Consider the following 23268-nt stretch of genomic DNA (forward strand, 5'->3'; position numbering starts at 1 on the left):
GCCGAGGGCCACGCGCTCGCAGGGAGCGGACTACACGTAGTCCTTGTACTTGTCGAGCAGGCGAACCGGCTTCGACAGCGCGTCGCGCCGGAAGGGGTCGCCGAGTTCGCGGGTGCACATGATCTCGATGACCGTCGTCTTGCCCTCGTTCATCTGTGCGGCGACCGCGCGCTGCAGTGCGGGACCGACCTCTTCGAGCTTGTCGACGACGATGCCCTCGGCGCCCATCGCCTGTGCGATCCCGGCGAAGGACTCGCTCTCGAGCTCACCGGCGACGAAGCGGCGGTTGTAGAAGTCGACCTGGTTCTTCTTCTCCGCACCCCACTGCCGGTTGTGGAATACGACGGCGGTGACCGGGATGTCGTGCCGGACAGCCGTCATGATCTCGCCCAGGCTCATGCCCCAGGCGCCGTCGCCTGCGTAGGCGATGGCGGGCCGTTCCGGTGCCGCCGCCTTCGCGCCGATGACGGTCGGCAGGGCGTAACCGCAGTTACCGAAACTCATCGGGGCAAGGAAGCTACGCGGCTTCTCGAAGCGCAGGTAGCTGTTGGCGACGGAGTTGATGTTGCCGATGTCCGTGGACACCATCACGTCTTCCGGCATCGCCTTCTCCAGCTCGCGCAGCACCTGACGCGGGTGCAGCCAGTTGCCTTCCTCGCCTTCCTGTTCGGCGATCATGTCGAGGCTGAACGCATCGCGCTCGTGCGTCCATTCGTCGAGTTCCGTCTCCCACGCCGCCTTCTCGGCGTCGATCTTCTCGCCGCGTGCCGCACGATTGCCGTCGCAGACGAGGGACTTGCCCTCGAGCCGCTCGGTGAGCGCGACGGCAGCGGCCTTCGCGTCACCGCAGATCCCGACGGAGATCTTCTTGACCAGACCGAGCATCTTGTGGTCGGCGTCGATCTGGATGATCTTGGCATTCTTCGGCCAGTAGTCCATGCCGTGCTGCGGGAGAGTCCCGAAGGGGCCGAGGCGGGTGCCGAGGGCTAGCACCACGTCCGCCTGGCTGATCAGCTTCATCGCGGCCTTGGAACCCTGGTAGCCGAGCGGTCCGGTCCACAGCGGGTGGCTGGCGGGGAACGAGTCGTTGTGCAGGTAGCTGTTGACGACGGGGGCGCCGAGACGCTCGGCGAGTGCCTTGCACTCCTCGACACCGTCGGCCATCACCACGCCGCCGCCGGACACGATGACCGGGAACTCGGCCTGCGCCAGCAGTTCCGCCGCCTCGTTCAGGCTCGTCTCCCCGCCGGGGCCGCGGTCGAGGCGGGTGGGCTGCGGGATCTCCGTCTCGATCTCACCGTAGAAGTAGTCGCGCGGAATGTTGAGCTGCGTCGGGCCCATCTCGGACATCGCGCGGTCGAAGCAGCGGCCCGTGAACTCGGCCATGCGCTTCGGGTTGTTGACGTGCCCCTGGTACTTCGTGAACTCCTGGAACATCGGCAGCTGGTTGGCTTCCTGGAAGCCGCCCAGGCCCGTTCCCATGGTGCCGGCCTCGGGAGTGACGATGACGACGGGGCTGTGCGCCCAGAACGCGGCGGCGATCGCGGTGACGCAGTTGCTGATACCCGGACCGTTCTGCCCGATCACCATGCCGTGCCGCCCGCTGACCCGGGCATACCCGTCGGCCATGTGTCCGGCGCCCTGCTCGTGCACGACCGGGACGAGTCGAATCCCGGCGGGAGCGAAGATGTCCATCGCATCCATGAAGGCGGATCCCATGATGCCGAACATGTCGGTGACGCCGTTGGCGACCATCGTCTCGACGAACGCCTCCGACGGTGTCATCTTCTGTACACCGGAGACAGCGGTGCGATCGGCACCGTTCTTCTTCTTGCTCATGTGTGATCCTCCTTCAAGGGCGCGCCGGAACCGGCAGAGAATGTCAAAAATCGGAACGTTTCGTTCGTGATTTTGTGATCTGCAACGACAGTAGGCCACGTCACACGCTTCGTCAATGAATGTTCCTAAAACTGGAACGGGATGTATGATTTTTCGATACACGATGCGAATGCGTCGCCGTTTCGGCCAAGGAGGAACCGTGGGTGAGATTCACCGGATCGACGAGTCGAACGGACACCCGACTACGGAGCTACCCGGAGACACACCGACGCTCCGCCTGTTCGCACTGCTCGAGATGATCGCGTCCAAGGACCAGCTGTTCACGTTGCAGGGGCTCGTCGAAGAGACGGGCATGGCCAAGCCGACCCTGCACCGCATGCTCCAGCAACTCGAGGGCGCCGGACTCCTCACCCGGCAGAACAACGGCAGGCACTACGGCACCGGCGTGCGCCTGCGACGCTTCGCCGAAAATCTGCTGCTCAACGACACCCACCACGGCGCACGACACGCCATCCTCCGGAACCTCGTCGCGGAACTCGGCGAAAGCTGCAACGTGACCACCCTGTCGGGTAGCGAAGTGGTGTATCTCGACCGCGTGGAAACCTCCGAGCCCCTTCGCTTTACACTCCATGCGGGATCGCGGGTGCCCGCGCACTGCTCGGCCAGCGGCAAGATGATCCTGTCGCAGCTCAGCCCCGCCCAGCGCCGGCGACTTCTCGGGCGGATGCCGCTCGAGAGGTACACCACCAAGACGGTCACCGACGTCGAGCTGATCGAGACCGAACTCAAGCAGGTCCGCCGCGACGGTTACGCCATCGACGACGAAGAGTTCCTTCCCGGCCTCGTGTGCGCTGCGGTACTCGTCCCCTGTGCCACAGGCAATTCCAACCTCTGCATCGCAGTCCAGGCCCCGGTCATGCGACTCACCCCCGACAAGGCGCTCAAGCTTCTGCCCGCGTTGCGGCGGGCGGCCGACGCCATCGGTGAGATCGAGAACGAGGTCACGGACGACGGTTCGCCAGACCTGAACTGAAGGAGGGCGCATGCCCGAAATGACCACTGCGACACCCAGCCACGTGCTGTCCGCACGCGAGCTGTTCGGACTCGACACCGACCTGACGGTGCGCGCCTTCCGCGAACCCGCCGACCACGTCCCCGACGTCGACCCCGCGTACCGGTTCGATCACGCGGTGACCACGGCCCTGCTCGCCGGGTTCGACCGCAACCGCCGGGTGATGGTGCAGGGTCTGCACGGTACCGGCAAGTCCACACACATCGAACAGGTCGCGGCGCGGCTCAACTGGCCGTGTGTGCGGGTCAACCTAGACGGACATCTCAGCCGGCTGGACCTGATAGGCCGGGACGCAGTGGTGCTGCGAGACGGCAAGCAGGTCACCGAATTCCAGGAAGGCATCCTGCCCTGGGCATTGCAGCGACCCGTCGCCCTCATCCTCGACGAATACGACGCCGGCCGCCCCGATGTCATGTTCGTCATCCAGCGTCTCCTCGAACGCGACGGGAAACTCACCCTGCTCGACCAGAACAGGGTCCTGACTCCGCATCCGGCCTTCCGGTTGTTCGCCACCGCCAACACCGTCGGCCTGGGCAATCTCAACGGGCTGTATCACGGTGTGCAGCGGCTCAATCACGCGCAGATCGATCGCTGGAACATCGTCGCGACGCTCGATCACCTCCCCGCGGAACAGGAAATCGAGATCGTGTCCGCGCGGGTGCCGTCACTGAGCCGGGAGCTGATCGGGTCGATGGTGGCCGTGGCCAACCTGACCCGGAGCGGTTTTCGGGTCGGCGACCTGTCGACGCTGATGTCGCCGCGCACGGTAATCACCTGGGCCGAGAACATCGAGATCTTCCACGACCCGGCGCTGGCATTCCGGTTGTCGTTCGTCAACAAGTGCGACGAGGCCGAGCGCCCCGTCGTCGCCGAGTACTTCCAGCGATGCTTCGATTCGGAACTGGAGCGGTCGGCGATGCTCGCGACGAGCACGGCCTGAGCGGGCGGTCATGACAGAACTGCCTGTGCGCCCCGCGGCGGTCCGCCGTCAGCAGGAGGTGCACGAACTCTGTGCCGGCACGATCCGTGCCCTCGCGGGCCAGGGCGGGTTGCACTTTCGCGGACCGGAACTCCATCGCGGACATCGGCGCGTGCCGATGTCCGCCCCACACCTGCACCCGTCGTTCGACGGCGCCGACTTCGCGTCCTTCCGCGGTGCGGCGGACGGCATGGCGTCGCGCCTCCTCCACACCGACCCCGTCCTGCATCGCAGCCTGTGCCCGGACGCCACGGCGGGTCGGCTGATCTTCGAGATCCTGGAACAGTTCCGCGTCGAGTCGCTGGCCGCCGACGCGTGGGGTGGCGTGCGCGCCAACCTCTCCCACCGCTTCACGCAGTGGTCGCAGGACTACGTGGCGTCCGGGCTGACCGAGACCGTGCACGGGATGCTGCTGTTCACGGTGACGCAGATGTGCCGGGCCCGGATCACCGCCGAGCCGATACCCGAGGCCACCGAGGACCTGATCGAATCGACGCGGTTCGCTCTCGCCTCCGTTCTCGGCGACCACCTCCCGTGGCTGCGTCGAACCCGTTTCTCGCAAAACGACTTCGGGGTCCACGCACAGGACGTCGCCGAGCTGATCGGCCGTCACCTGGAGTCACCCGACGACACGGACGTCTCGGCCGACGACGCGAGCGACGGCCGGGCGGCGTTCTCCCTCCTGTTCGACTTCGACCCCGACGACGACGAGGCCGTCCAGACCGCGGTGTCGGGACGCAGTCGCGCACTGGGGGAGGGCGGAGACGGATACCGGGTGTTCACCCGCGCCTACGACGAGACCCGGCAGATCGCGTCCCTCGTCCGGCCCGAGTTGCTCCAGGACTACCGCCGGCGACTCGACGTCATCATCGACACGCAGCATCTCAACGTCCGGAGACTCGGACGGCAGCTGAAGGCGCTGCTCGCGGAACCGGTCCCCGACGGATGGGAAGGCGGCCGGGAAGAGGGGTACCTCGACGGTCGCCGGCTCGCCCAGCTGGTCACCTCGCCCACCGAGCGCAGACTCTTCCGGGCCGAACGCACCGAGCCGCACACCGACACGACGGTGACCTTCCTCATCGACTGCTCGGGTTCGATGAAGGAGTTCGGCGAACCGGTTGCGGTCCTGGTCGACGTGTTCGCCCGGGCACTCGAACTGGCCGACGCCCGGTGCGAGATCCTCGGCTTCACGACCGCCGCATGGAACGGGGGACGGGCCCGCCGAGACTGGCTCCGGTCCGGCCGTCCGCGCAACCCGGGACGCCTCAACGAGGTCCGGCAGCTGGTGTTCAAGGACGCCGAGACCTCCTGGCGCCGAGCCCGTCCCGCGATCGCCGGGCTGCTGAAGAACGACCTGTTCAAAGAGGGCGTGGACGGTGAGGCCGTCGACTGGGCGTGCTCCCGGATGCGGGACCCCCAGGGCCGCAGGCTCCTGTTCGTGATCTCGGACGGAAGCCCACTGGACGGCGCCACCGCCCTGGCCAACGACGAGTTCTACCTGGACCACCACCTGCAGGACGTGGTCGAGCGACACGAGGACGAGCGGGCCGTCGAGGTGTACGGACTGGGAGTCGGGCTGGATCTGAGTCCGTACTACGACCGCTGCCGGACACTCGATCTGTCGCGCGGTACCAACAGCGACGTCATTGCCGACGTGCTGTCGATGATCGGCCACTGACAGCCATCACCTGCCAGTGGCTCAACAGTGAGGAGTCATACCCATGACCGCACACGGGGTTTCCCTGGTCACCTTGGACATTGCCGGAACGAGCGTCGACGAAGGCGGCGCCGTGTACGTCGCGTTGCGCGACACCGTCGAGAAGCACCTCGGCGAGCCGATTCCGGACGATCGGTTCGACCGGTGGAAGGGCACGGGCAAGCGGCAGGCCATCGAGGGACTGCTGCGGGAGAGCGGGGTGCCGGCCGAGAAGAATGTTCTGGACGCCGTCGAATCCGATTTCACCGCAATGCTTCTGGCTGCGTACCGGAAGACACCGCCCACCGCACTGCCCGGGGTTCACGACGCCTTCGGTGCGTTGCGGCAGCGCGGCATCAAGATCGTTCTCCAGACCGGCTATTCACGCCAGATCGCGGAACCGCTGCTGGAGCAGGTCGGGTGGGAGATCGGGCGGGACATCGACGGTGTGATCACGAGCGACCAGGTGCGGATGAGCAGACCGTCGCCCTATCTCATCTTCCGCGCCATGGAGATCGCCGGAGTACAGAGCGTCGACGAGGTGCTGGTGGGTGGTGACACCCCGAACGACCTCCGGGCGGGGACGAACGCCGGGGCGCGGTACGTGGTGGGTGTTCTGACCGGCGCGCACGACGCTGCGACGCTCCGTCCGGAGCCCCACACGCACATCCTGGAGAGCGCGGCGAAGATCCCCGAACTGCTGGGCTGAACGACGACTGTGGGCCGGTTCTGCTGCACGACAGCGGAACCGGCCCACAGTGGTTCCGGAAGAGCGGGATTACCTACGTCACCAGCCGCGTTCGGCGAGCCGGTGCGGGACGGGGATGTCGTCGACGTTGATCCCGACCATCGCCTCACCCAGCCCACGGGAGACCTTCGCCAGCACGTCCGGATCGTCGAAGAACGTGGTCGCCTTCACGATCGCCGCGGCCCGCTCCGCCGGGTTACCCGACTTGAAGATCCCCGACCCGACGAACACACCCTCCGCACCGAGCTGCATCATCATCGCCGCATCCGCCGGGGTGGCGATGCCACCGGCGGTGAACATCGTGACCGGCAACTTCCCGGCCTTGGCGACCTCGACGACCAGATCGTACGGGGCCTGCAACTCCTTCGCCGCCACATACAGCTCGTCCTCACTCAGCGAGGTCAACCGGCGGATCTCCCCACCGATCGTCCGCATGTGCGTGGTCGCGTTCGACACGTCACCGGTACCGGCCTCACCCTTGGACCGGATCATCGCCGCACCCTCGGTGATCCGCCGCAGCGCCTCACCCAGATTGGTGGCACCACACACGAACGGGACGGTGAACTGCCACTTGTCGATGTGATTGGCGTAGTCGGCCGGGGTCAGCACCTCCGACTCGTCGACATAGTCGACCCCCAGGGACTGCAGGATCTGCGCCTCCACGAAGTGCCCGATCCGGGCCTTGGCCATCACCGGGATCGACACCGCGGAGATGATGCCGTCGATCATGTCCGGATCACTCATCCGGGACACCCCACCCTGCGCCCGGATGTCCGCGGGCACCCGCTCGAGCGCCATCACCGCGACCGCACCGGCGTCCTCGGCGATCTTCGCCTGATCGGGGGTGACGACGTCCATGATGACCCCGCCCTTCAACATCTCGGCCATGCCACGCTTGACGCGTGCCGTACCGACGGCGGAACTGTTCACGACTGTCTCCTCTGATGACGATGGGTATGCGGCTTCTGTTGCGCAGCCGCCAGCAGTTCGATGTCCGAGCCGCCGAGCGTCTCCACGGACTCGATGCGCTTCTCGGCCTCCGCTACCGACTCGTCCGCGGAACCGATCGGGGGAGCACCGGATAGTGATTCGTCGTCGCGACCGCCCTTGCCGAGCAACTTCCGCACCTCGTAGCTGATCAGGATGACGATCAACGTCAGACCGCTCATGAGGAACTGGGAGCGGGTGGTCGGCAGGAACGCCATCGCGAGGATGACGGTGGCCATCAGGGCGATGGTGGCGTAGCTCAGCCACGGGAACAACCACATCCGCAGTTGCAGTGCGGCCGGGTCTTCGCGCTCGAGTCGACGCCGGAGCACCACCTGCGAGATGGCGATGAGGAGGTAGACGAAGAGCGCGACAGCGCCGTACGAGTTGACGAGGAAGCCGAAGACGACGTCGCCCCACACGTAGGTGCAGGCGACGGAGACGTATCCGACGGTGGTGCCGAGCAGGATCGCACGACGGGGCACGCCGTTGCGGGACAGCGTCGTGAAGAACTTCGGGGCGTCGCCGTTGCGGGTGAGCGCGAATAGCATTCGGGACGTGGTGTACAGCGCCGAGTTCAGGCAGGACAGGACCGCGGTGAGGACGATGAAGTTCATGATCGTCGCGACACCGGGAATTCCGAGGACCTCGAGCACCGCGGCGTACGGGCTCACCCCGACGCTCTCGGTGTTCCACGGCTGGATCGTGACGACCACGAGAATCGAACCGACGTAGAACGTCACGATCCGCACCACGATCGACCGCATGGCGTGGGCGACAGCACGCTTCGGCTCCTCCGACTCGGCGGCCGCGATCGTCACGATCTCGGCTCCGGTGTAGAAGGCGACGCAGGGGACGACCGCGGCGAGCACCGCACCCCAGCCGAGCGGGGTGAAGCCGCCGTGGTTCACGAGGTTGCCGAGTCCGGGCGTCGAATCGGGCCACAGTCCGGTGATCCAGAGGGCGCCCATCCCGAGAAACAGAACGATCGCCACGACCTTGATCGACGAGAACCAGTATTCGAACTCGCCGTAGGAGCGGGCGGACACCATGTTGGTGGCCGTCAGCAGGAGCATCAGGCCCAGGCTGAGGAGCCACAGCGGGATCATCGGCAGCCAGAGCTGCAGGATCCGGCCACCGGCGATGGCCTCGACCGCGACGACGATCACGAAGAAGTACCAGTACATCCACCCCGTCGCGAACCCGGCGCGGCGCCCCAGGGCCTGGCGGGCGTAGACGTAGAACGATCCGACCACCGGCCGGGCCACCGCCATCTCCGCGAGCATCCGCATGATCAGCAACGTGATGATGCCGGCGATGAGGAAGGAGATGATCGCGCCGGGGCCGGCCCCGCCGATGACGACACCGCTGCCCACGAAGAGACCGGCGCCGATCACCCCGCCCAGGGCGATGAGGTTCATGTGCCTGCGTTTCAGGCCCTTGCCGAGACCTGAACTGTCGGTGTGTCCGGGAACGGTACTGTCCACATTTCCTCCAGAAGGCGCTGCCGGGACCCTCGCCCGACACGACCTCGTCGGTCGTACGTCGATGCGGGCACCCACCGGTTCAGCGACCCAATCGTATGTGTGATCCACATCACTTGTTTCAGTGTTCACCTCACACTACGACTGGCGCCAGAACTCGCCCAGAGCCAGTTGCCTCGCAAGCGATGGGACCAGTTCGACCGCGGAACCGCCGATCGAGAACGCCGCTGAGCTGGGCGGACAGCGATCGCCACCGGGAGGTGCGTGTTCACACGGCCCGGCGGCACGGGTTCCCGGCACATCTGGATCCCCCGGCGCCGGCGCTCATCCACGAGGCCGTGCAACGCCCTTACCCTGTGACCAGTGGTAACGAACTGGTCCTCAGACGTGCCGTCGAACTGGCACTGTGCTGCCCACCGGACCCTCCATACAGTGTTGTGCATCACATCAACAGTTCAGTTCGCGGTGGATCGTCTCCCGTATCTCCGCCGGCACTGTTCTCCGTTCCAACCGCCCGACGATCCGGCCCCGGATCGCGATGGCGACCTGACGATTCCGGTCAGCGCACAGTGGAGGAAAACGTGACTTCAACACCACCCCCGGTCCAATCCCAGGACTCCGGCCTCGGAAAGGGCCTGAAGAAACGGCACATGAACCTCATCGCCCTGGGCGGCGTGATCGGTGCCGGATTGTTCGTCGGCAGCGGCGTCGTCATCGAGAGCGCAGGCCCGGCGGCGATCGTGTCGTTTCTCATCGCGGGGGTCATCACACTCCTGATCATGCGGATGCTGGCCGAGATGGCGGTGGCCCGGCCGGTGGTCGGATCGTTCTACGTGTACGCCAGGGAAGCGCTCGGCAATCGCGCCGGCTTCTCCGTCGGCTGGATGTACTGGTACTTCTTCGTCATCGTCGTCGCCGTCGAAGCCATCGCCGGCGGCCGAATACTCCAGCTCTACCTCCCGTCCGCGCCGCTGTGGATCCTCAGCCTCGGCCTTCTCGTCATCCTGACCTGCACCAATCTCGTGTCAGCGCGGTCGTTCGGCGAATTCGAATACTGGTTCTCGTCGATCAAGGTGATCGCGATCGTCCTCTTCCTCGGGTTGGGCGCACTGTGGATAACCGGACTGTGGCCGGACGCGACCCCCGGAGTGGCGAACCTCGTCAGCCACGGCGGATTCGCTCCGCTCGGCTGGGGCGCGGTGCTCGCCGCGGTCGTCCCCTGCGTGGCCTTCTTCACCGGCGCCGAGATCGTGACCATCGCGGCCGCCGAGTCCGCGGAACCCAAGAAAGCGGTCGCCCGGGCGATGCGTTCCATCGTGGTCCGGATCATCACCTTCTACGTCGGTTCCATCTTCGTGGTCGTCGCGGTGGTGCCGTGGAGCACGGAGGCCGTCGGCGTCAGCCCCTACGCGGCAGCCCTCTCCGCCCTTCACATTCCCGGTGTCGCCACGATCATGAACGTCGTCATCCTCACCGCGGTGCTGTCCTGCCTGAACTCCGCGCTGTACACCTCCTCGCGGATGCTCTTCGCGCTCACCCGCAACGGCGACGCCCCGCACATGTTCACCCGCCTGTCCGGCGGCGGCGTGCCCCGGCGCGCCATCCTCGCCGGAACGGTGATCGGTTACGCGTCGGTGATCGCGGCGTTCGTCTCCCCGGACCTCGTGTTCTCGTTCCTGGTCAACTCGTACGGCGCCGTGGCGCTCTTCGTCTACCTCATGATCGCGATCTCCCAGGTCGCGCTCCGCAAGAAGCTGGAGGCTCGAGATCCCGAGGCCCTCAGCCTGAAGATGTGGCTGTTCCCCTGGCTCAGCTACGCGACCATCGTCCTGATGGGAGCCGTGATCGCCGCCATGGCCGTGCTCCCCACCACCCGTTCGCAGTTCTGGCTGAGTGTGGTGACTCTCGCCTTCATCCTGGTCGGGTACGAGTTCCGCCGACGCAGCCGGACCAACGCCGAACGCCTCGACACCGTCACACCGCCCGCGGCCTCGCCCGCCGACGGATCCGACGCGGAACAACTCGTCGGAGTCGTCACCCGCGAGCAGCCCTGACGCACCCGCCGTACCGAAGGACAGGGACCGCACCAGCGGTCCCTGTCCTTCTCTGTGCGTCCGATGCGACATCGGCTTTTCCGGCACGACCCGCCGGGAATCGGGGCACACTTGCAGAAGACCTCGGCGGAGGAGGGCACCGTGTTCCACCGCGGAGACGACGCCGTCACCGAAGAACACTCGCTGGACGAGTCCCTGCTCGTCGAGCCCGAATCCCGGAGCCGGCCGTGGCGGGAATTCCTCGTCTCGACCCCGGGACGACTGTCCGTGCTGGGGATCGCCCTCGTGACCGCCGCGCTGGCGACCGGGGCGATCACGTCGGCGGCGATCGGTGCCCGGCAACAGCGCATCGAGACCCTGCGAACGCACACCGAACCCCTCACCTACGCGGCCGAACGGCTCTACAGTTCGCTGTCCATCGCCGACGCCGCGGCCGCCACATCCTTCATCTCGGGCGGTGTCGAGCCGATCGCCGTCCGCAATCGGTACAACCAGGCGATCGGGGACGCATCGAACGCGCTGGTCACCGCGTCGAACGGCGTCGCCTCGACAGACGCCGCGGCCCTCGCGCTGCTGTCCGAAATATCGCGGGACCTCGCCGACTACACCAGCCTGATCGCCACGGCCCGCGCCAACAATCGGTCGGGCAACCCGGTCGGCGTCGCCTATCTCAGCGACGCCTCCACGATGATGCAGGACACGATCCTGCCCGCAGCCGAGAGCCTCTACTCGGAGCAGTCGAGGACCGTCGCCGACACCCAGGTCCTCACCGCGCGGCTCCCGAGAGCCGCATCCGCCGTCGCCGTCGCCCTGCTCGTCGCGCTCGTCCTCGCGCAGGTGTACCTGGCGCGCAAGAGCAAACGCCGCGTCAATCCCGGCCTCGTCCTCGCCTCCCTCCTCGCCGCCACCCTCCTGATCTGGCTGGCCGCCGCCACCCTGGTCTCCACCGCGGCCACGGACCGGGCGAGAACCGAAGGGGCGCAACCACTCGGCACGATCACCCAGGCGCGGATCCTCGCCCAGCAGGCCCGGGCGGACGAGACCCTCGCGCTGCTGCAGCGCGGCTCCGACGAACAGTCCGAGGTCGACTACGCCCGGCGGTCGGCCGAACTCGCCGACATCCTCGGGGGGCTGCAGGACGGCGAACACGGTCCGGCGACGACACCGCCGATCGACGCCGCCGTCACCGCACTCGGCGACTGGCGGCGCGCGCACACCATGCTGCAGGAGAAGCTCGACGTGGGGGACTACCCGGGTGCGAAGGCCATCGCGATCGGCCCCGCGGACTCGGCGTCCCCCGCCACGTTCGCGGCGCTCGACGAGTCGTTGCAGGACGGCATCGACCGATTCCGCAGCGAGGAACTCGACGGGATGGCCGACGCATATCGCTCGTTGTCGCTGCTCGCGGTGGGTAGCATGGTGATCGGCGTCCTCTGCGGGTTCGCCGTCGGTGGGGGGATCTGGCCCAGACTGAACGAGTACCACTGATGACGCGGGTGATTCGACCGAGACGGCGGACGCGCCATCGCGCCCTCCTCCTCTCCGCTGCCGTGGTCGCCGTCCTCGCCGCCGGATGCGCCACCCCGCAACCCCTCACGCCCACCGTCAGCGGCGACTACGCGGAAGTGCCGTTGACGAGTGGGGCCGAGATCCTTCTGCCCACCGGCGACGTGCCCGAGGAGCCACCCGCACCCGACTCCTGTGGCGCGCTCGCGAGTCTCCGCCCCGCCGCCGCACCGGACGTCCGGGCGCCGGGAAGCTCCCTGGCCGAGATCACCGCCCGCGGCCGGCTGATCGTCGGAATCGATCAGAACACCAACCTCTTCAGTTTCCGGGATCCGACCACCGGCATGCTGATGGGATTCGACGTCGATGTCGCGGGAGAGATGGCGCGGGACCTGTTCGGTGACCCCTCCCGGGTCGAATTCCGCCTGCTCACGTCCGGCGACCGTTTCGACGCCCTCCAGAACGAGGACGTCGATCTCGTGGTCAAGAGCACGTCGATCACGTGCGAACGGTCCGAGCGTGTCGCCTTCTCCACCGTGTACTTCCAGGCCTATCAACGTCTGCTGGTGCCGAAGGGCTCCGGTATCTCCGGCCCGGAGGATCTGGCGGGCAAGCGCGTCTGCACCGCCGGCGACACCACCTCACTGGACACCGTTCGCCGAGTGCAGCCCGAGGCCACGATCGTGGCGGTACCCGACTGGGACGACTGCCTCGTGGTCCTCCAGCAACGGCAGGCCGACGCCGCGAGCACCGACGACTCCATCCTCGCCGGGCTCGCCGCCCAGGACCCGAACCTGGAGATCGTCGGCGCGCCGCTCGAATCGGAGCCGTACGGCATCGGGGTCAACAAGAACCACGACGATCTGGTGCGTTTCGTGAACGGCACGCTGGATCGGATGCGTGCGGACGGAACCTGGACGCGGCTCTACGACAACTGGCTGACGGTTCTCGGTCCTTCCGCCGGACCACCCGCCCCCACGTACCGGGACTGAGGTGACACCGAGTGAGCGACGAAACCAGGCGAACACCGATGGACGACCCGCAATCCACCAGGGGTGTGCGGTTCGATCCGTTCGCGGACGACGACGATGACGACGTCCCCTCCTCACGCACGGTGCCGGACGCCGCCCACACCTCCGACCTGTCGATGCTCCTGACCAATCCCGTTCTGGCGGAGCACAAACGTTACTGCGACCGATGCAAGCGTCCCGTCGGACGTTCCACCGCCGCGCGGCCGGGCGACACGGAGGGGGTGTGCACCCACTGCGGCACCGTCTTCTCGTTCGCGCCGCAACTCGAGGCGGGAGAACTGGTCGCGGGCCAGTACGAGGTCCTGGGGTGCCTCGCCCACGGCGGTGTCGGCTGGATCTACCTCGCGCTCGACCACAATGTCAGCGACCGCTGGGTGGTGCTCAAGGGCCTGCTGCACTCGGGCGATCCCGTGGCCCAGGAGGTGGCTCTCGCCGAGCGCCGGTTCCTCGCCGAGGTGACGCATCCGAGCATCGTGAAGATCTACAACTTCGTCGAACACCCCGGGATGGACGGCAATCCCATCGGGTACATCGTCATGGAGTACGTCCGGGGCAGAACCCTGCGCGACCTGCTCACCGAACTGAAGGAGGACGCCGGACCCGACGACCCGAAGCCGATGCTGCCGGTGGAGCACGCCATCCGCTACCTCCTCGAGGTCACGCCCGCGCTCGGATACCTGCACTCGATGGGGTTGGTGTACAACGACCTCAAGCCCGAGAACATCATGATCGGCGACGACTACGACCAGCTCAAGCTCATCGACATGGGCGCGGTCGCCAGGATCGGGGACCACGGATACATCTACGGCACACAGGGTTACCAAGCCCCCGAGATCGCCACCACCGGTCCGACCGTCGCCTCCGACATCTACACCGTCGGGCGGACGCTGGCCGTGCTGACCCTCGACATGCCCACCGCCGGCGGCTGTTACGTCGACGGCCTGCCGACACCCGAGGAGGCGCCGCTGCTGGCGGAGTACGAGTTCTACCACCGGCTGCTGCTCCGGGCCATCCACCCCGATCCGGCCCGCCGGTTCGCGTCGGCCGAGGAGATGTCGACGCAGCTCGAGGGTGTCCTGCGCGAGGTGCGGGCCCAGCAGACCGGCCACCCGCAGCCGGGGTTGTCCCACCGATTCAGCCCGCAGCGCACGACGTTCGGGACCGACCTCACGATCAGCCGCACCGACGTCTACGTCGACGGGCACCGCCGGGACGAGCGGATCAGTGCGATGAGTATCGTTCGAGCACTACCGATTCCGTTGGTGGACCCGGACGACCCGGCCGCCCCGTTGCTCTCCGTCGTCCACAGCCGACCGAGGGAGCTCCTCGATTCACTGCGCAGGGCGAAGGAGTCGGCGGACGACGGCGTGGCGTCCACGAGCATCGAGATCCCGCTCGCCGAGGTACGCGCGCACCTCGACCTGGGGCAGCCCCGTGATGCCGCCACCATTCTCGAATCCCTCGACCACCAGCGTGAGGACACGTGGCGCGTCGACTGGCACACCGGACTGTGTGCGCTGGTGGGCGGCGACTTCGAGGCGGCGTTCACCCGGTTCGATTCCGTCCTGACCGCGCTACCGGGCGAGGAGGCCCCGAAACTCGCCCTCGCGGCGACTGCCGAGATGTGGTGCGAATACCGCTCCGGCGAGGACATCGGGCGGTGGCGGCGGACCGCCGAAAAGTACTACTGCACAGTGTGGCGCACGGATCACGGCGCGGTGAGTGCGGCGTTCGGGCTGTCGCGGCAACTGGAGCACCGCGACGACCGGGCGGCCGCGGTGGAGGCCCTCGACGAGGTGCCACCGACATCCCGGCACTATGCCGAGGCCCGGTTGACGAGTGTGCTGATGCTCGTCCACGATCGGCCGCTCGCCGAGGTGAGCGAACGGGATCTGCAGGAGGCCGCCCGGCGAGTCGAACTGCTCGCCCACGACGAGCGCCGCGCACTCCAGACCCGGGTGCTCGTCCTCGGCGTGGCCGTCGACTGGCTGCACGCCGGCGGCATTCCCGAGACGACGCGGATCCTCAGCGTGCCGTTCACCGAACGCGGTCTGCGCACCGGGGCGGAGTCGGCGCTCCGGGCCCTCGCCCGCAAGGCCCCCGAGCGCAGGCATCGGTACACCCTGGTGGATCTCGCCAACCTGATCCGCCCGACCACGTGGCTGTGACTCCCGGACTCGGGTCACCGCACCCCGAATCCGGTGTGCTCGCGTCCCCACCGGGCATTCCACGCCATCACCTGCATGCGGTCGCTCAAAGCATCACGGCTGCGGACCGTTTCGGCCAGCTGGCCCATGAGTTCGATGATGCGGCGGCGGGCGTCCTCCAGTTCCGTTGCCAGGCGCTCCTCCTCCCTCGACCTCGCGGTGCGGTTTCTGCGCGCGACCATGGTGTTCATCTCTACTCCGATCGTGACGACGTGGCGTTCGGCTCCTCGCACCGACAACTCTGGGCCGTCTGGTACGGGTCCAGAAGATCCAGAATGACAACGAGACAGGGGACCAATCTGGACCTATGACGTAGCGCACAAGTGGTTCTGACGTCGGAGACGATTCGGTCGTAGGGTTCGAGTGCTCGCCGAAATCTCGACCGGAGGTACCCATGCGCATCCACACCGACGCACTCACGATCGCGGGCCGGGACTTCTCGTCCCGCCTCCTCATGGGCACAGGCGGTGCGGCCAACCTCTCGGTACTGGAAGAGGCACTCGTCGCCTCGGGCACCGAACTGACGACGGTGGCGATGCGCCGAGTGGACGCCGCAGGGAGAACCGGGCTGCTCGAACTGCTGGATCGACTGGGTATCGCGTTGTTGCCGAACACAGCCGGCTGCCGGGGCGCCACGGAGGCGGTGCTGACTGCGCGCCTGGCCCGTGAGGCCCTGGGCACCAACTGGGTCAAGCTCGAAGTGATCGCCGACGAACGCACGCTCCTGCCCGACGGGATCGAACTCGTCGCGGCCGCAGAACAACTCGTGGACGACGGATTCGTCGTGCTGCCGTACACCAACGACGACCCCGTGCTCGCGCAGCGCCTGGTCGACGCCGGGTGCGCCGCCGTGATGCCACTCGGGTCGCCGATCGGCACCGGACTCGGTATCTCGAACCCCCGCAACATCGAGATGATCGTCGCGCGCACCGACGTCCCGGTCATTCTCGACGCCGGGATCGGCACCGCGAGCGACGCAGCACTGGCGATGGAACTCGGCTGCGACGCCGTACTGCTCGCCACGGCGGTGACGAGGGCGTCGGACCCTCCGCTGATGGCCACGGCGATGGCCGCAGCGGTCACGGCCGGGCACCTCGCCCGGAATGCCGGACGGATACCGAAACGGTTCTGGGCGCAGGCGTCGTCACCGGTCGCGGTGTAATCGGCGCCCCGCGAACACCGACTCGGCTAGCGTGAGCCCCCATGCGGGTACACCACCTCAATTGCGGCTCGTTCTCCTCGGCGCTCATCGGGCGGTTGGTGTGCCATGTGCTGGCGTGTGAAACCGACGCGGGCATCGTGCTGGTCGACTCCGGCTTCGGGCTGGCGGACGTCGCCGATCCCACCGGACGCGTCGGCCGGTACGCGAACCTGATGGGCGCCCGGTTCCGGGAGTCGGAGACGGCGGTCCGCCGGCTCGAGAAGCTGGGCCTGAATCCTGCGGACGTGACCCACATCGTCGCGACCCATCTCGACTTCGACCACGTCGGCGGCGTCGCCGACTTCCCGAACGCCACCCTGCACACCACCGCCGCGGAACGAACGGCGTCAGAAGGACGTTCGTCGTTCCGGGAGAAGGTCCGCTACCGTCCCGCCCAGCTCACCCCCGAACCCACGCTGCACACCTATTCGGGGCCGGGCGAATCCGTGCTCGGGTTCTCCGACACCTACCCGATCGCCGGTGCCGCCGACCGCATCGTGCTCGTCCCGATGCCTGGCCACACCCGCGGTCACGCGGCGGTGGCCGTCGACACCGGCGAGAAGGGCTGGCTGCTACACGCGGGCGACGCGTTCTACCACCGCAGCACCGTCGCCGCCCCAGGACAGGTGGCGCCGGGAACCGAGGGTCGCGCCCTGCGGGTGATGGAAGAGCTGATCGCGGTGGATCGTTCGAAGATCCGCGGCAATCATCGCCGGCTCCGGGAACTGAACAATCAGGTGGCGCCGCGGGTGCGCGTCTTCTCCGCCCACGACCCGACACTGTTCGAGGAACTGGCCGGAGAGCGGGGCTAGGCCTTCGGCCCGTGCGCGGTTGACGAGTCCCTGCACTCGTCAACCACGCACGAGCGCTACTTTGCCCATTCCAGCAGGTCGTCGGCGGACCACGTGTTCACGACCCGGTCGGCCTCGACGCCGCACCGCATCGCCCGCTCGCATCCGTACCCCTGCCAGGCGAGTTGCCCGGGGGCATGCGCGTCGGTGTCGATCGAGAACAGGCACCCCACGTCGATGGCCAGATCGATGAGACGGCTCGGCGGGTCGCGGCGTTCGGGACGGCTGTTGATCTCGACGGCGGTGCCGTGGTCGCGGCAGGCGGTGAACACCTGCTCCGCGTCGAACGCCGACTCCGGCCTGGTCCCGCGCCCGCCCTCGACGAGGCGGCCGGTGCAGTGCCCCAGCACGTCCACCAGCGGATTCTCCACCGCCCGGACCATCCGGCGGGTCATCGCCCCGCGCTCCGCCCGCAACTTGGAGTGCACGCTGGCGACGACGATGTCGAGTTCGTCGAGCAGATCCGGATCCTGGTCGAGTGAACCGTCGTCGAGGATGTCGACCTCGATGCCGGTGAGGATTCGGAACGGTGCCAGTTCCTCGTTCAGCGCGGCGATCACCTCCAGCTGAGAACGCAGCCGCTCCGCCGACAGCCCGTTCGCGACCGTCAGACGCGGGGAATGGTCTGTCAGAGCGCAGTATTCGTGACCCAGAGCGGCCGCGCTGCGCATCATCTCGTCGATGGGGCTGCCGCCGTCCGACCAGTCCGAGTGCGTGTGCAGGTCGCCTTTCAGCGCTTCCCGCAGCGCGCCGCCGCCGATCGGCTCCGCGTTCTCCCGCAGTTCCGCGAGATAGACGGGCACACCGTCGAGCGACTCACGGATCACGGTCGCCGTCTTGGGTCCGATGCCCGGCAGATCCTTCCAGCTGTCGGTGCGCCGGCGGACGTCCCGTTGCTCCTCCGACAGTTCGGCCACCACGTCGGCGGCACGCCGGTACGCCTTCACGCGGTGCGTCTCCGCACGCGACCGTTCGAGCCAGAACGCTGTCTCTCGCAGGGCCTGCACCGGGTCCATCGGGCTGTCGGCGTCCATGCCTCCAGTGTTGCGCCCACCCCGACGTCACCGCAACGCTTCGCGCGCCCCGTCCCGGACCGCGGTGGTGAGCGCCGCGAGGATCGGCGAATCCAGCTTCCACCGCTGCCAGTACAGCGGGACGTCGACCGGGCGGGACGGGTCGAGTTCGACGAGCCCATGGTCGTCGCCGGTGTGTAATTCCGGCAGCAGTCCCCAGCCCAGACCGTGGCGGACGGCGTCGGAGAACGCCGAAGACCCGGGAACGAAGTGCCGCGGCGGCTGGAGCCGGCGCCGCGTGAACCCGCGCAGGAACCGGGCCTGCAGTTCGTCCTTGCGATCGAAGTCGAGCATCGGTGCCACCGCGAGGGCGTCCGCCGTCGGACCGTCGGGGAGCCAGCGGTCGGCGTAGTCGCGGCTGCAGAGCGCGCGGTACCGCATCGACCCCAGCTTCTCCACGGTGCAGCCCTGCACCGCCTCCGGGACGGACGTCACCGCGGCCATCACCGTGCCCTCCTTCAGCAGGGTGGTCGAGTGGAATTCGTCTTCCCGATGCAGATCGAACAGCGCCCGATGCTCCGGCGCCAGGCGGGCGAGGGCCGGAATCATCCACGTGGACAGCGAATCCGCGTTGACGACCAGCGACAGCGTGCTCGTCGTCGCCTCCTCGGGGTTGAGGGACGACATGGCCTCGCGCTCGAGGTGGGCCATCTGGCGGGCGAGCGTGAGCACGACGTGTCCGGACTCGGTGGCCCGGACCGGCTTGGCCCGCTGCACCAGGACGCGCCCGACCTGCTGCTCGAGTACCTTGATCCGCTGGCTCACCGCGGACGGCGTGATGTGCAGTACCCGGGCCGCGGCGTCGAAGGTGCCTTCGTCGATCACGGCCGCGAACGTGCGAAGCGAAGCAAGGTCCAGATCCATATGAAGCGATGCTAATGGCAATGAAGGATAATTAGCTGGATTGATGATCGCGGGGTTCGTAGCGTGGTTCTCATGCACTTCACCCCTGCCCTGCTCACGGCGGCCGCCGGCTTCGGTACCGGCCTGTCGCTGATCGTCGCGATCGGCGCGCAGAACGCGTTCGTCCTGCGACAGGGGATCGCGCGCAGGCACGTCCTGCCGGTGGTCGTGCTGTGCGCGGTATCGGACGCCGTGCTCATTGCGGTCGGGATCAGCGGGATCGGCGCCGTACTCGCGCACGCTCCGGCTGCCATCACCCTGATCCGCTGGGCGGGTGCGGCATTCCTCGTCTCCTACGCGGTGCTCGCCGCTCGCCGCGCCCTCCGCCCCGGAACGCTCGACGCCACGCAGGAAATAGGGTCGGCGACCCTCGCGACGTCGATCCTCACCTGCCTCGCACTCACGTGGCTCAACCCGCACGTGTACCTCGACACGGTGCTGATGCTCGGCTCGGTAGCCAACAACCAGGGCGAGTCGGGCCGATGGCTGTTCGGCCTCGGTGCCGCCACCTCGAGCGTCGTCTGGTTCCTCGCGCTCGGCTACGGCGCCCAGTTCCTGCACCGGGTGTTCGCCCGCCCCGGCGCGTGGCGCGTGCTCGACGCCGGGATCGCCGCGCTGATGCTCACCCTCGGCATCACCCTCGTCACCACCTAGTCAACATTTGGTTGACAAGGCGACTCGTGTCAACCAATACTTGACATATGCCGGATGCCGCGCTCACCCAATTGCTGTCGGACGCGATCGCCAAGGCGGACCCCGAGATCGACCCCGGACTGGACCACGACCCCGCCGCCTACCTGGCCCTCGTCCGGCTCACCTCGCAGGCGCGGGAGTCGGTCGACGAACTGCTGGTCTCCGCGATCGCCGCGGCGCGCTCCGCCGGGCACAGCTGGGACACGGTCGGCGCCGCACTCGGCATGTCGCGGCAGGCGGCGCAACAACGTTTCGGCAAACGGATCGGCGACGCCCCCGACACGGACCCGGACGGCCGGACCCGCCGGCTCACCCCGCTCACCGCGTTCAACGAGATGCGCATCCTCAACCACGCCGGCTCGTACGGCTGGCACTCCGTCGGATTCGGCACCCTGTTCCACACCGTTCGCAAGTCCGAGGAACAGTGGGAGCACACCCGCGTGTCGGCGCCGGCGAGCCGCCAGAAACTCGAGGCCGACGGCTGGCAGAAGGTCGGGACGTTGTGGTTCCCCTGGGCATACTTCAAGCGCCCGTTGGGCATTCCCGCCCTCCCGGAACCGGTGAGCGGCGACTACCTGATGGAACCGTGATGGACGTCGTCGCGCGATTCGCGGCCGCCCGCATCGCGCGGCTCGCCACGGTCGGGGCGGACGGGGTGCCACACCTCGTCCCGCTCGTCTTCGCACTCGACTCCGACACGATCTACTCCTGCGTCGACCACAAACCGAAGCGCACCACGGCCTTGCGACGCCTCACGAACATCGCGGCCAACCCCGCGGTCACCCTGCTCGTGGACCACTACGACGAGAATTGGGACCACCTGTGGTGGGTGCGGGTCGACGGTCGGGCCGAGGTGCTCGCCCCCGACTCCCCGGCGGGCGGCGCCGCGATCGACGTTCTTGCCGCGAAGTACCCGCAGTACGTCGACCGCCGACCGGACGGACCGGTGATCGCGATACACGACCTGACGTGGCACCACTGGAGTGCCCTGTGAGTACTTGTTAACCGCCCGACGTTAATAAGTACTCACGGGCGTTAGCCTCGACAGCATGCCCACAGCCCTGATCACCGGCGCGAGCCGTGGCCTCGGAGCCGCCATCGCCCGCGAACTCGCACCGACCCACGACCTCCTGCTCGGCGCCCGGTCGGCCGGGTCGCTGACCGACATCCTCGACGAACTGCCGGGCGCCACGCCCTGGCCGGTCGAGCTGACGGACTACGACGCGCTGGCGGCGGCGTGCGCCCCGATCGAGCGGCTCGACGTGCTCGTCCACAACGCCGGCGTTGCCGATCTCTCGACCGTCGCGGAGTCGGCCGTCGACCAGTGGCGGCACACGCTCGAGGCGAACGTCATCGCGGTGGCCGAACTGACACGGCTGCTGCTGCCCGCTCTCCGCGCCGCGGGTGGGCACGTCGTCCTGATCAACTCGGGCGCCGGGCTCCGCGCGAACGCCGGCTGGGCGTCGTATGCGGCGAGCAAATTCGCCCTGCGGGCGTTCGGTGACGCACTGCGGCTCGAGGAGCCGTTACTGCGCGTCACGTCAATTCACCCCGGCCGGATCGACACCGATATGCAGCGCGCCATCGTGGCCGGCGAGGGCGACGAGTACCGGCCGGAGAAGTATCTGAAGCCGTCGACCGTCGCAAAAGCCGTGCGCAACGCGGTGGAGACACCGGGTGATGCGCACCCCACAGAAATCGTGCTGAGGGTCCGCTGACAGCGAAGAAACCTGCGTGAGATAGATCACAGATTGATCTCACAGAAAGGCTTTAAGCTGCTCACAATTAGTCGCCCTACAGTTCTTCTCATCAGCAGAGGTCGCAAACGTGAGTCAGGTTCAACGAGCTGACTCCCAGGAGGTATCCCCACGATGAACACCGACCAGCGTACGTACAGCGACACCGTCGTCGCCGTCGACGGCGACGTCTTCGCGACGATGTTCACTCTCGATCTCGGTGACGGCGAGGTCGATCGCGAAGCAGTCGAGCGGATTCACGGCGGCGACTTCGACGAGTGGATCGAGGCGGCAGCGCGGTCCGGTCTGTTCACGCCGCAGGCGGTCGCGGGCCTCGTTCAGACGTGGCAGGACAACCCGAAGTCGTTGTTCGACGCCCTGCTCGTCGATGCCGACGAGATGACCCACAAGCGCTACGCGATCATCTGGGACGCGCTCGACGACGCCGACACGTTCGAGAACGTCGAGTACGCCTGACGCTCAGAACGGCCACGCGGGCACGGGCGGCAAGCCCTCCCGCGTGGGGCGCCCGATAACCCACGCCAGCAGTTCGGTGCGCGGAAGTTCCGGCACCCCGACGTCCGGATGCCTGGCCGCCAGCTCGGGCAGCTCCGATTCCAGCGTGTGCTCCACGAAGGCCGCCGGCCAGTCGGCCGCCGAGTAGCCGAGCCCCAGGTCGACGTGGTGGATCTCGAGCTCACGCCACCGCAGCACCGGCACCTGCCGCACAGGCACCCGCTGACGCCAGTTCACCGGCGTCTCGTACAGATCTTCGGTGATCCGCCGCAGCGACTCGAGCACCCGCCGTCCCGCGAAGCGGAAGTCGGCCACCAGTAGTTCGGCCGGACGCCCGGCCCCCTCCTCGATCGCCGCGGCCCGCGCGGCCGGACCGCCCGGGTACATCTCGGGCGCGGCCTCGCCGGTGATCACCCCGACCGCGAACCGGTTGAGCGCGTCCGCATTCCTCGCGAGGTGCGTGACGACGTGCCCCCGGCTCCACCCCGGCAGCAACGACGGTTCCCGCGCCTGGTCGTCGGTCAATCCCTCCAGCGTCGCCTCCGCCGCCCGGTGCGATTCGGCAACCGTGTCGAGCAGTTCGGCATACGACAGTGCGGCACTCGGCGACGTCATGCTGACGATGCTAGGCGATGCCACCCACAGCCACCTCACGACGAATCCCCAGGATCCCGATAACGGAACGGTGACGA

Annotated in this window: 22 protein-coding genes; 15 read left to right on the forward strand and 7 right to left on the reverse strand. The window is 67.7% G+C overall.

Annotation, left to right across the window (positions count from 1 at the left end; genetic code table 11):
• Positions 1 to 30 precede the first annotated feature (30 nt).
• A complete protein-coding gene (gene xsc / locus QM693_RS10850) occupies positions 31 to 1839 on the reverse strand; it encodes a sulfoacetaldehyde acetyltransferase (RefSeq protein ID WP_283352325.1) in 1809 nt (602 codons plus the stop codon).
• 199 nt (positions 1840 to 2038) lie between these two features.
• On the opposite strand from xsc, the gene QM693_RS10855 reads away from it, so the two are divergent.
• From QM693_RS10855 to QM693_RS10870, 4 genes are read left to right on the forward strand one after another with little or no spacing between them, the layout of a single operon-like run.
• Positions 2039 to 2872 carry an IclR family transcriptional regulator gene (locus QM693_RS10855; RefSeq protein WP_280779191.1) on the forward strand — a complete coding sequence of 278 codons (834 nt, stop codon included), beginning with the start codon at positions 2039 to 2041 and terminating at the stop codon, positions 2870 to 2872.
• A gap of 10 nt (positions 2873 to 2882) precedes the next feature.
• Positions 2883 to 3851, forward strand: coding sequence for an AAA family ATPase (locus QM693_RS10860; protein WP_317570551.1), 969 nt, complete (start codon positions 2883 to 2885; stop codon positions 3849 to 3851).
• A 10-nt stretch (positions 3852 to 3861) separates the two neighbouring features.
• Positions 3862 to 5568, forward strand: coding sequence for a cobaltochelatase CobT-related protein (locus tag QM693_RS10865; RefSeq protein ID WP_283352327.1), 1707 nt, complete (start codon positions 3862 to 3864; stop codon positions 5566 to 5568).
• Between the two features lie 43 nt (positions 5569 to 5611).
• Positions 5612 to 6295: a phosphonatase-like hydrolase gene (locus tag QM693_RS10870; protein WP_283352328.1), complete on the forward strand. Its 684-nt coding sequence runs from the start codon at positions 5612 to 5614 to the stop codon at positions 6293 to 6295.
• A 78-nt stretch (positions 6296 to 6373) separates the two neighbouring features.
• Here the strand turns inward: QM693_RS10870 and pdxS are convergent, their stop codons facing one another.
• Both pdxS and QM693_RS10880 read right to left on the reverse strand, forming a co-directional pair.
• On the reverse strand, positions 6374 to 7264 hold the full coding sequence (gene pdxS, locus QM693_RS10875) for a pyridoxal 5'-phosphate synthase lyase subunit PdxS (protein WP_005249195.1): 891 nt from the start codon (positions 7262 to 7264) through the stop codon (positions 6374 to 6376).
• Positions 7261 to 8808, reverse strand: coding sequence for an amino acid permease (locus QM693_RS10880; protein ID WP_283334651.1), 1548 nt, complete (start codon positions 8806 to 8808; stop codon positions 7261 to 7263). The genes pdxS and QM693_RS10880 overlap by 4 nt, the downstream gene beginning before the upstream one ends.
• Positions 8809 to 9455: 647 nt before the next feature.
• On the opposite strand from QM693_RS10880, the gene QM693_RS10885 reads away from it, so the two are divergent.
• The 4 genes from QM693_RS10885 to QM693_RS10900 all read left to right on the forward strand — a co-directional run bounded on the left by QM693_RS10885 (position 9456) and on the right by QM693_RS10900 (position 15564).
• On the forward strand, positions 9456 to 10859 hold the full coding sequence (locus QM693_RS10885; protein ID WP_280783132.1) for an amino acid permease: 1404 nt from the start codon (positions 9456 to 9458) through the stop codon (positions 10857 to 10859).
• 141 nt (positions 10860 to 11000) lie between these two features.
• Positions 11001 to 12347 (forward strand): GlnX family signal transduction membrane protein, encoded by a 1347-nt coding sequence (locus QM693_RS10890; protein ID WP_283352363.1) that lies wholly within the window; start codon positions 11001 to 11003, stop codon positions 12345 to 12347.
• A complete protein-coding gene (locus tag QM693_RS10895; protein WP_283352329.1) occupies positions 12347 to 13357 on the forward strand; it encodes a glutamate ABC transporter substrate-binding protein in 1011 nt (336 codons plus the stop codon). The genes QM693_RS10890 and QM693_RS10895 overlap by 1 nt, the downstream gene beginning before the upstream one ends.
• A gap of 38 nt (positions 13358 to 13395) precedes the next feature.
• Positions 13396 to 15564 (forward strand): serine/threonine-protein kinase, encoded by a 2169-nt coding sequence (locus QM693_RS10900; protein WP_283352364.1) that lies wholly within the window; start codon positions 13396 to 13398, stop codon positions 15562 to 15564.
• A gap of 14 nt (positions 15565 to 15578) precedes the next feature.
• Here the strand turns inward: QM693_RS10900 and QM693_RS10905 are convergent, their stop codons facing one another.
• Positions 15579 to 15794, reverse strand: a complete 216-nt coding sequence (locus QM693_RS10905; RefSeq protein WP_105423030.1) for a hypothetical protein — start codon at positions 15792 to 15794, stop codon at positions 15579 to 15581.
• A 203-nt stretch (positions 15795 to 15997) separates the two neighbouring features.
• On the opposite strand from QM693_RS10905, the gene QM693_RS10910 reads away from it, so the two are divergent.
• Positions 15998 to 16765 (forward strand): thiazole synthase, encoded by a 768-nt coding sequence (locus QM693_RS10910; RefSeq protein ID WP_283352330.1) that lies wholly within the window; start codon positions 15998 to 16000, stop codon positions 16763 to 16765.
• Between the two features lie 41 nt (positions 16766 to 16806).
• Complete coding sequence (locus QM693_RS10915) at positions 16807 to 17616, forward strand: MBL fold metallo-hydrolase (protein ID WP_283352331.1); 810 nt, start codon at positions 16807 to 16809, stop codon at positions 17614 to 17616.
• Positions 17617 to 17672: 56 nt separating this feature from the next.
• Here the strand turns inward: QM693_RS10915 and QM693_RS10920 are convergent, their stop codons facing one another.
• Together QM693_RS10920 and QM693_RS10925 are read right to left on the reverse strand one after the other, a co-directional pair.
• Entirely contained in the window at positions 17673 to 18671 is a 999-nt protein-coding gene (locus QM693_RS10920) for a PHP domain-containing protein (protein ID WP_283352365.1), read from the reverse strand.
• A gap of 45 nt (positions 18672 to 18716) precedes the next feature.
• Positions 18717 to 19592 (reverse strand): LysR family transcriptional regulator ArgP, encoded by an 876-nt coding sequence (locus QM693_RS10925; protein ID WP_283352332.1) that lies wholly within the window; start codon positions 19590 to 19592, stop codon positions 18717 to 18719.
• Between the two features lie 72 nt (positions 19593 to 19664).
• On the opposite strand from QM693_RS10925, the gene QM693_RS10930 reads away from it, so the two are divergent.
• From QM693_RS10930 to QM693_RS10950, 5 genes are all read left to right on the forward strand, one after another.
• Positions 19665 to 20285: a LysE/ArgO family amino acid transporter gene (locus tag QM693_RS10930; protein ID WP_283352333.1), complete on the forward strand. Its 621-nt coding sequence runs from the start codon at positions 19665 to 19667 to the stop codon at positions 20283 to 20285.
• 47 nt (positions 20286 to 20332) lie between these two features.
• Positions 20333 to 20914, forward strand: coding sequence for a hypothetical protein (locus QM693_RS10935; protein ID WP_064080315.1), 582 nt, complete (start codon positions 20333 to 20335; stop codon positions 20912 to 20914).
• Positions 20914 to 21318 carry a TIGR03668 family PPOX class F420-dependent oxidoreductase gene (locus QM693_RS10940; RefSeq protein ID WP_280783014.1) on the forward strand — a complete coding sequence of 135 codons (405 nt, stop codon included), beginning with the start codon at positions 20914 to 20916 and terminating at the stop codon, positions 21316 to 21318. The genes QM693_RS10935 and QM693_RS10940 overlap by 1 nt, the downstream gene beginning before the upstream one ends.
• A gap of 55 nt (positions 21319 to 21373) precedes the next feature.
• Complete coding sequence (locus QM693_RS10945; protein WP_283352334.1) at positions 21374 to 22042, forward strand: SDR family oxidoreductase; 669 nt, start codon at positions 21374 to 21376, stop codon at positions 22040 to 22042.
• 153 nt (positions 22043 to 22195) lie between these two features.
• Positions 22196 to 22537 carry a hypothetical protein gene (locus QM693_RS10950; RefSeq protein WP_280783016.1) on the forward strand — a complete coding sequence of 114 codons (342 nt, stop codon included), beginning with the start codon at positions 22196 to 22198 and terminating at the stop codon, positions 22535 to 22537.
• Positions 22538 to 22540: 3 nt separating this feature from the next.
• On the opposite strand, the gene QM693_RS10955 is transcribed toward QM693_RS10950, so the two are convergent.
• Positions 22541 to 23191 (reverse strand): maleylpyruvate isomerase family mycothiol-dependent enzyme, encoded by a 651-nt coding sequence (locus QM693_RS10955; protein WP_283352335.1) that lies wholly within the window; start codon positions 23189 to 23191, stop codon positions 22541 to 22543.
• Between the last annotated feature and the right edge of the window lie 77 nt (positions 23192 to 23268).

Source organism: Rhodococcus sp. IEGM 1305, from assembly GCF_030058635.1.
Lineage (GTDB): Bacteria > Actinomycetota > Actinomycetes > Mycobacteriales > Mycobacteriaceae > Rhodococcus_F > Rhodococcus_F opacus_D.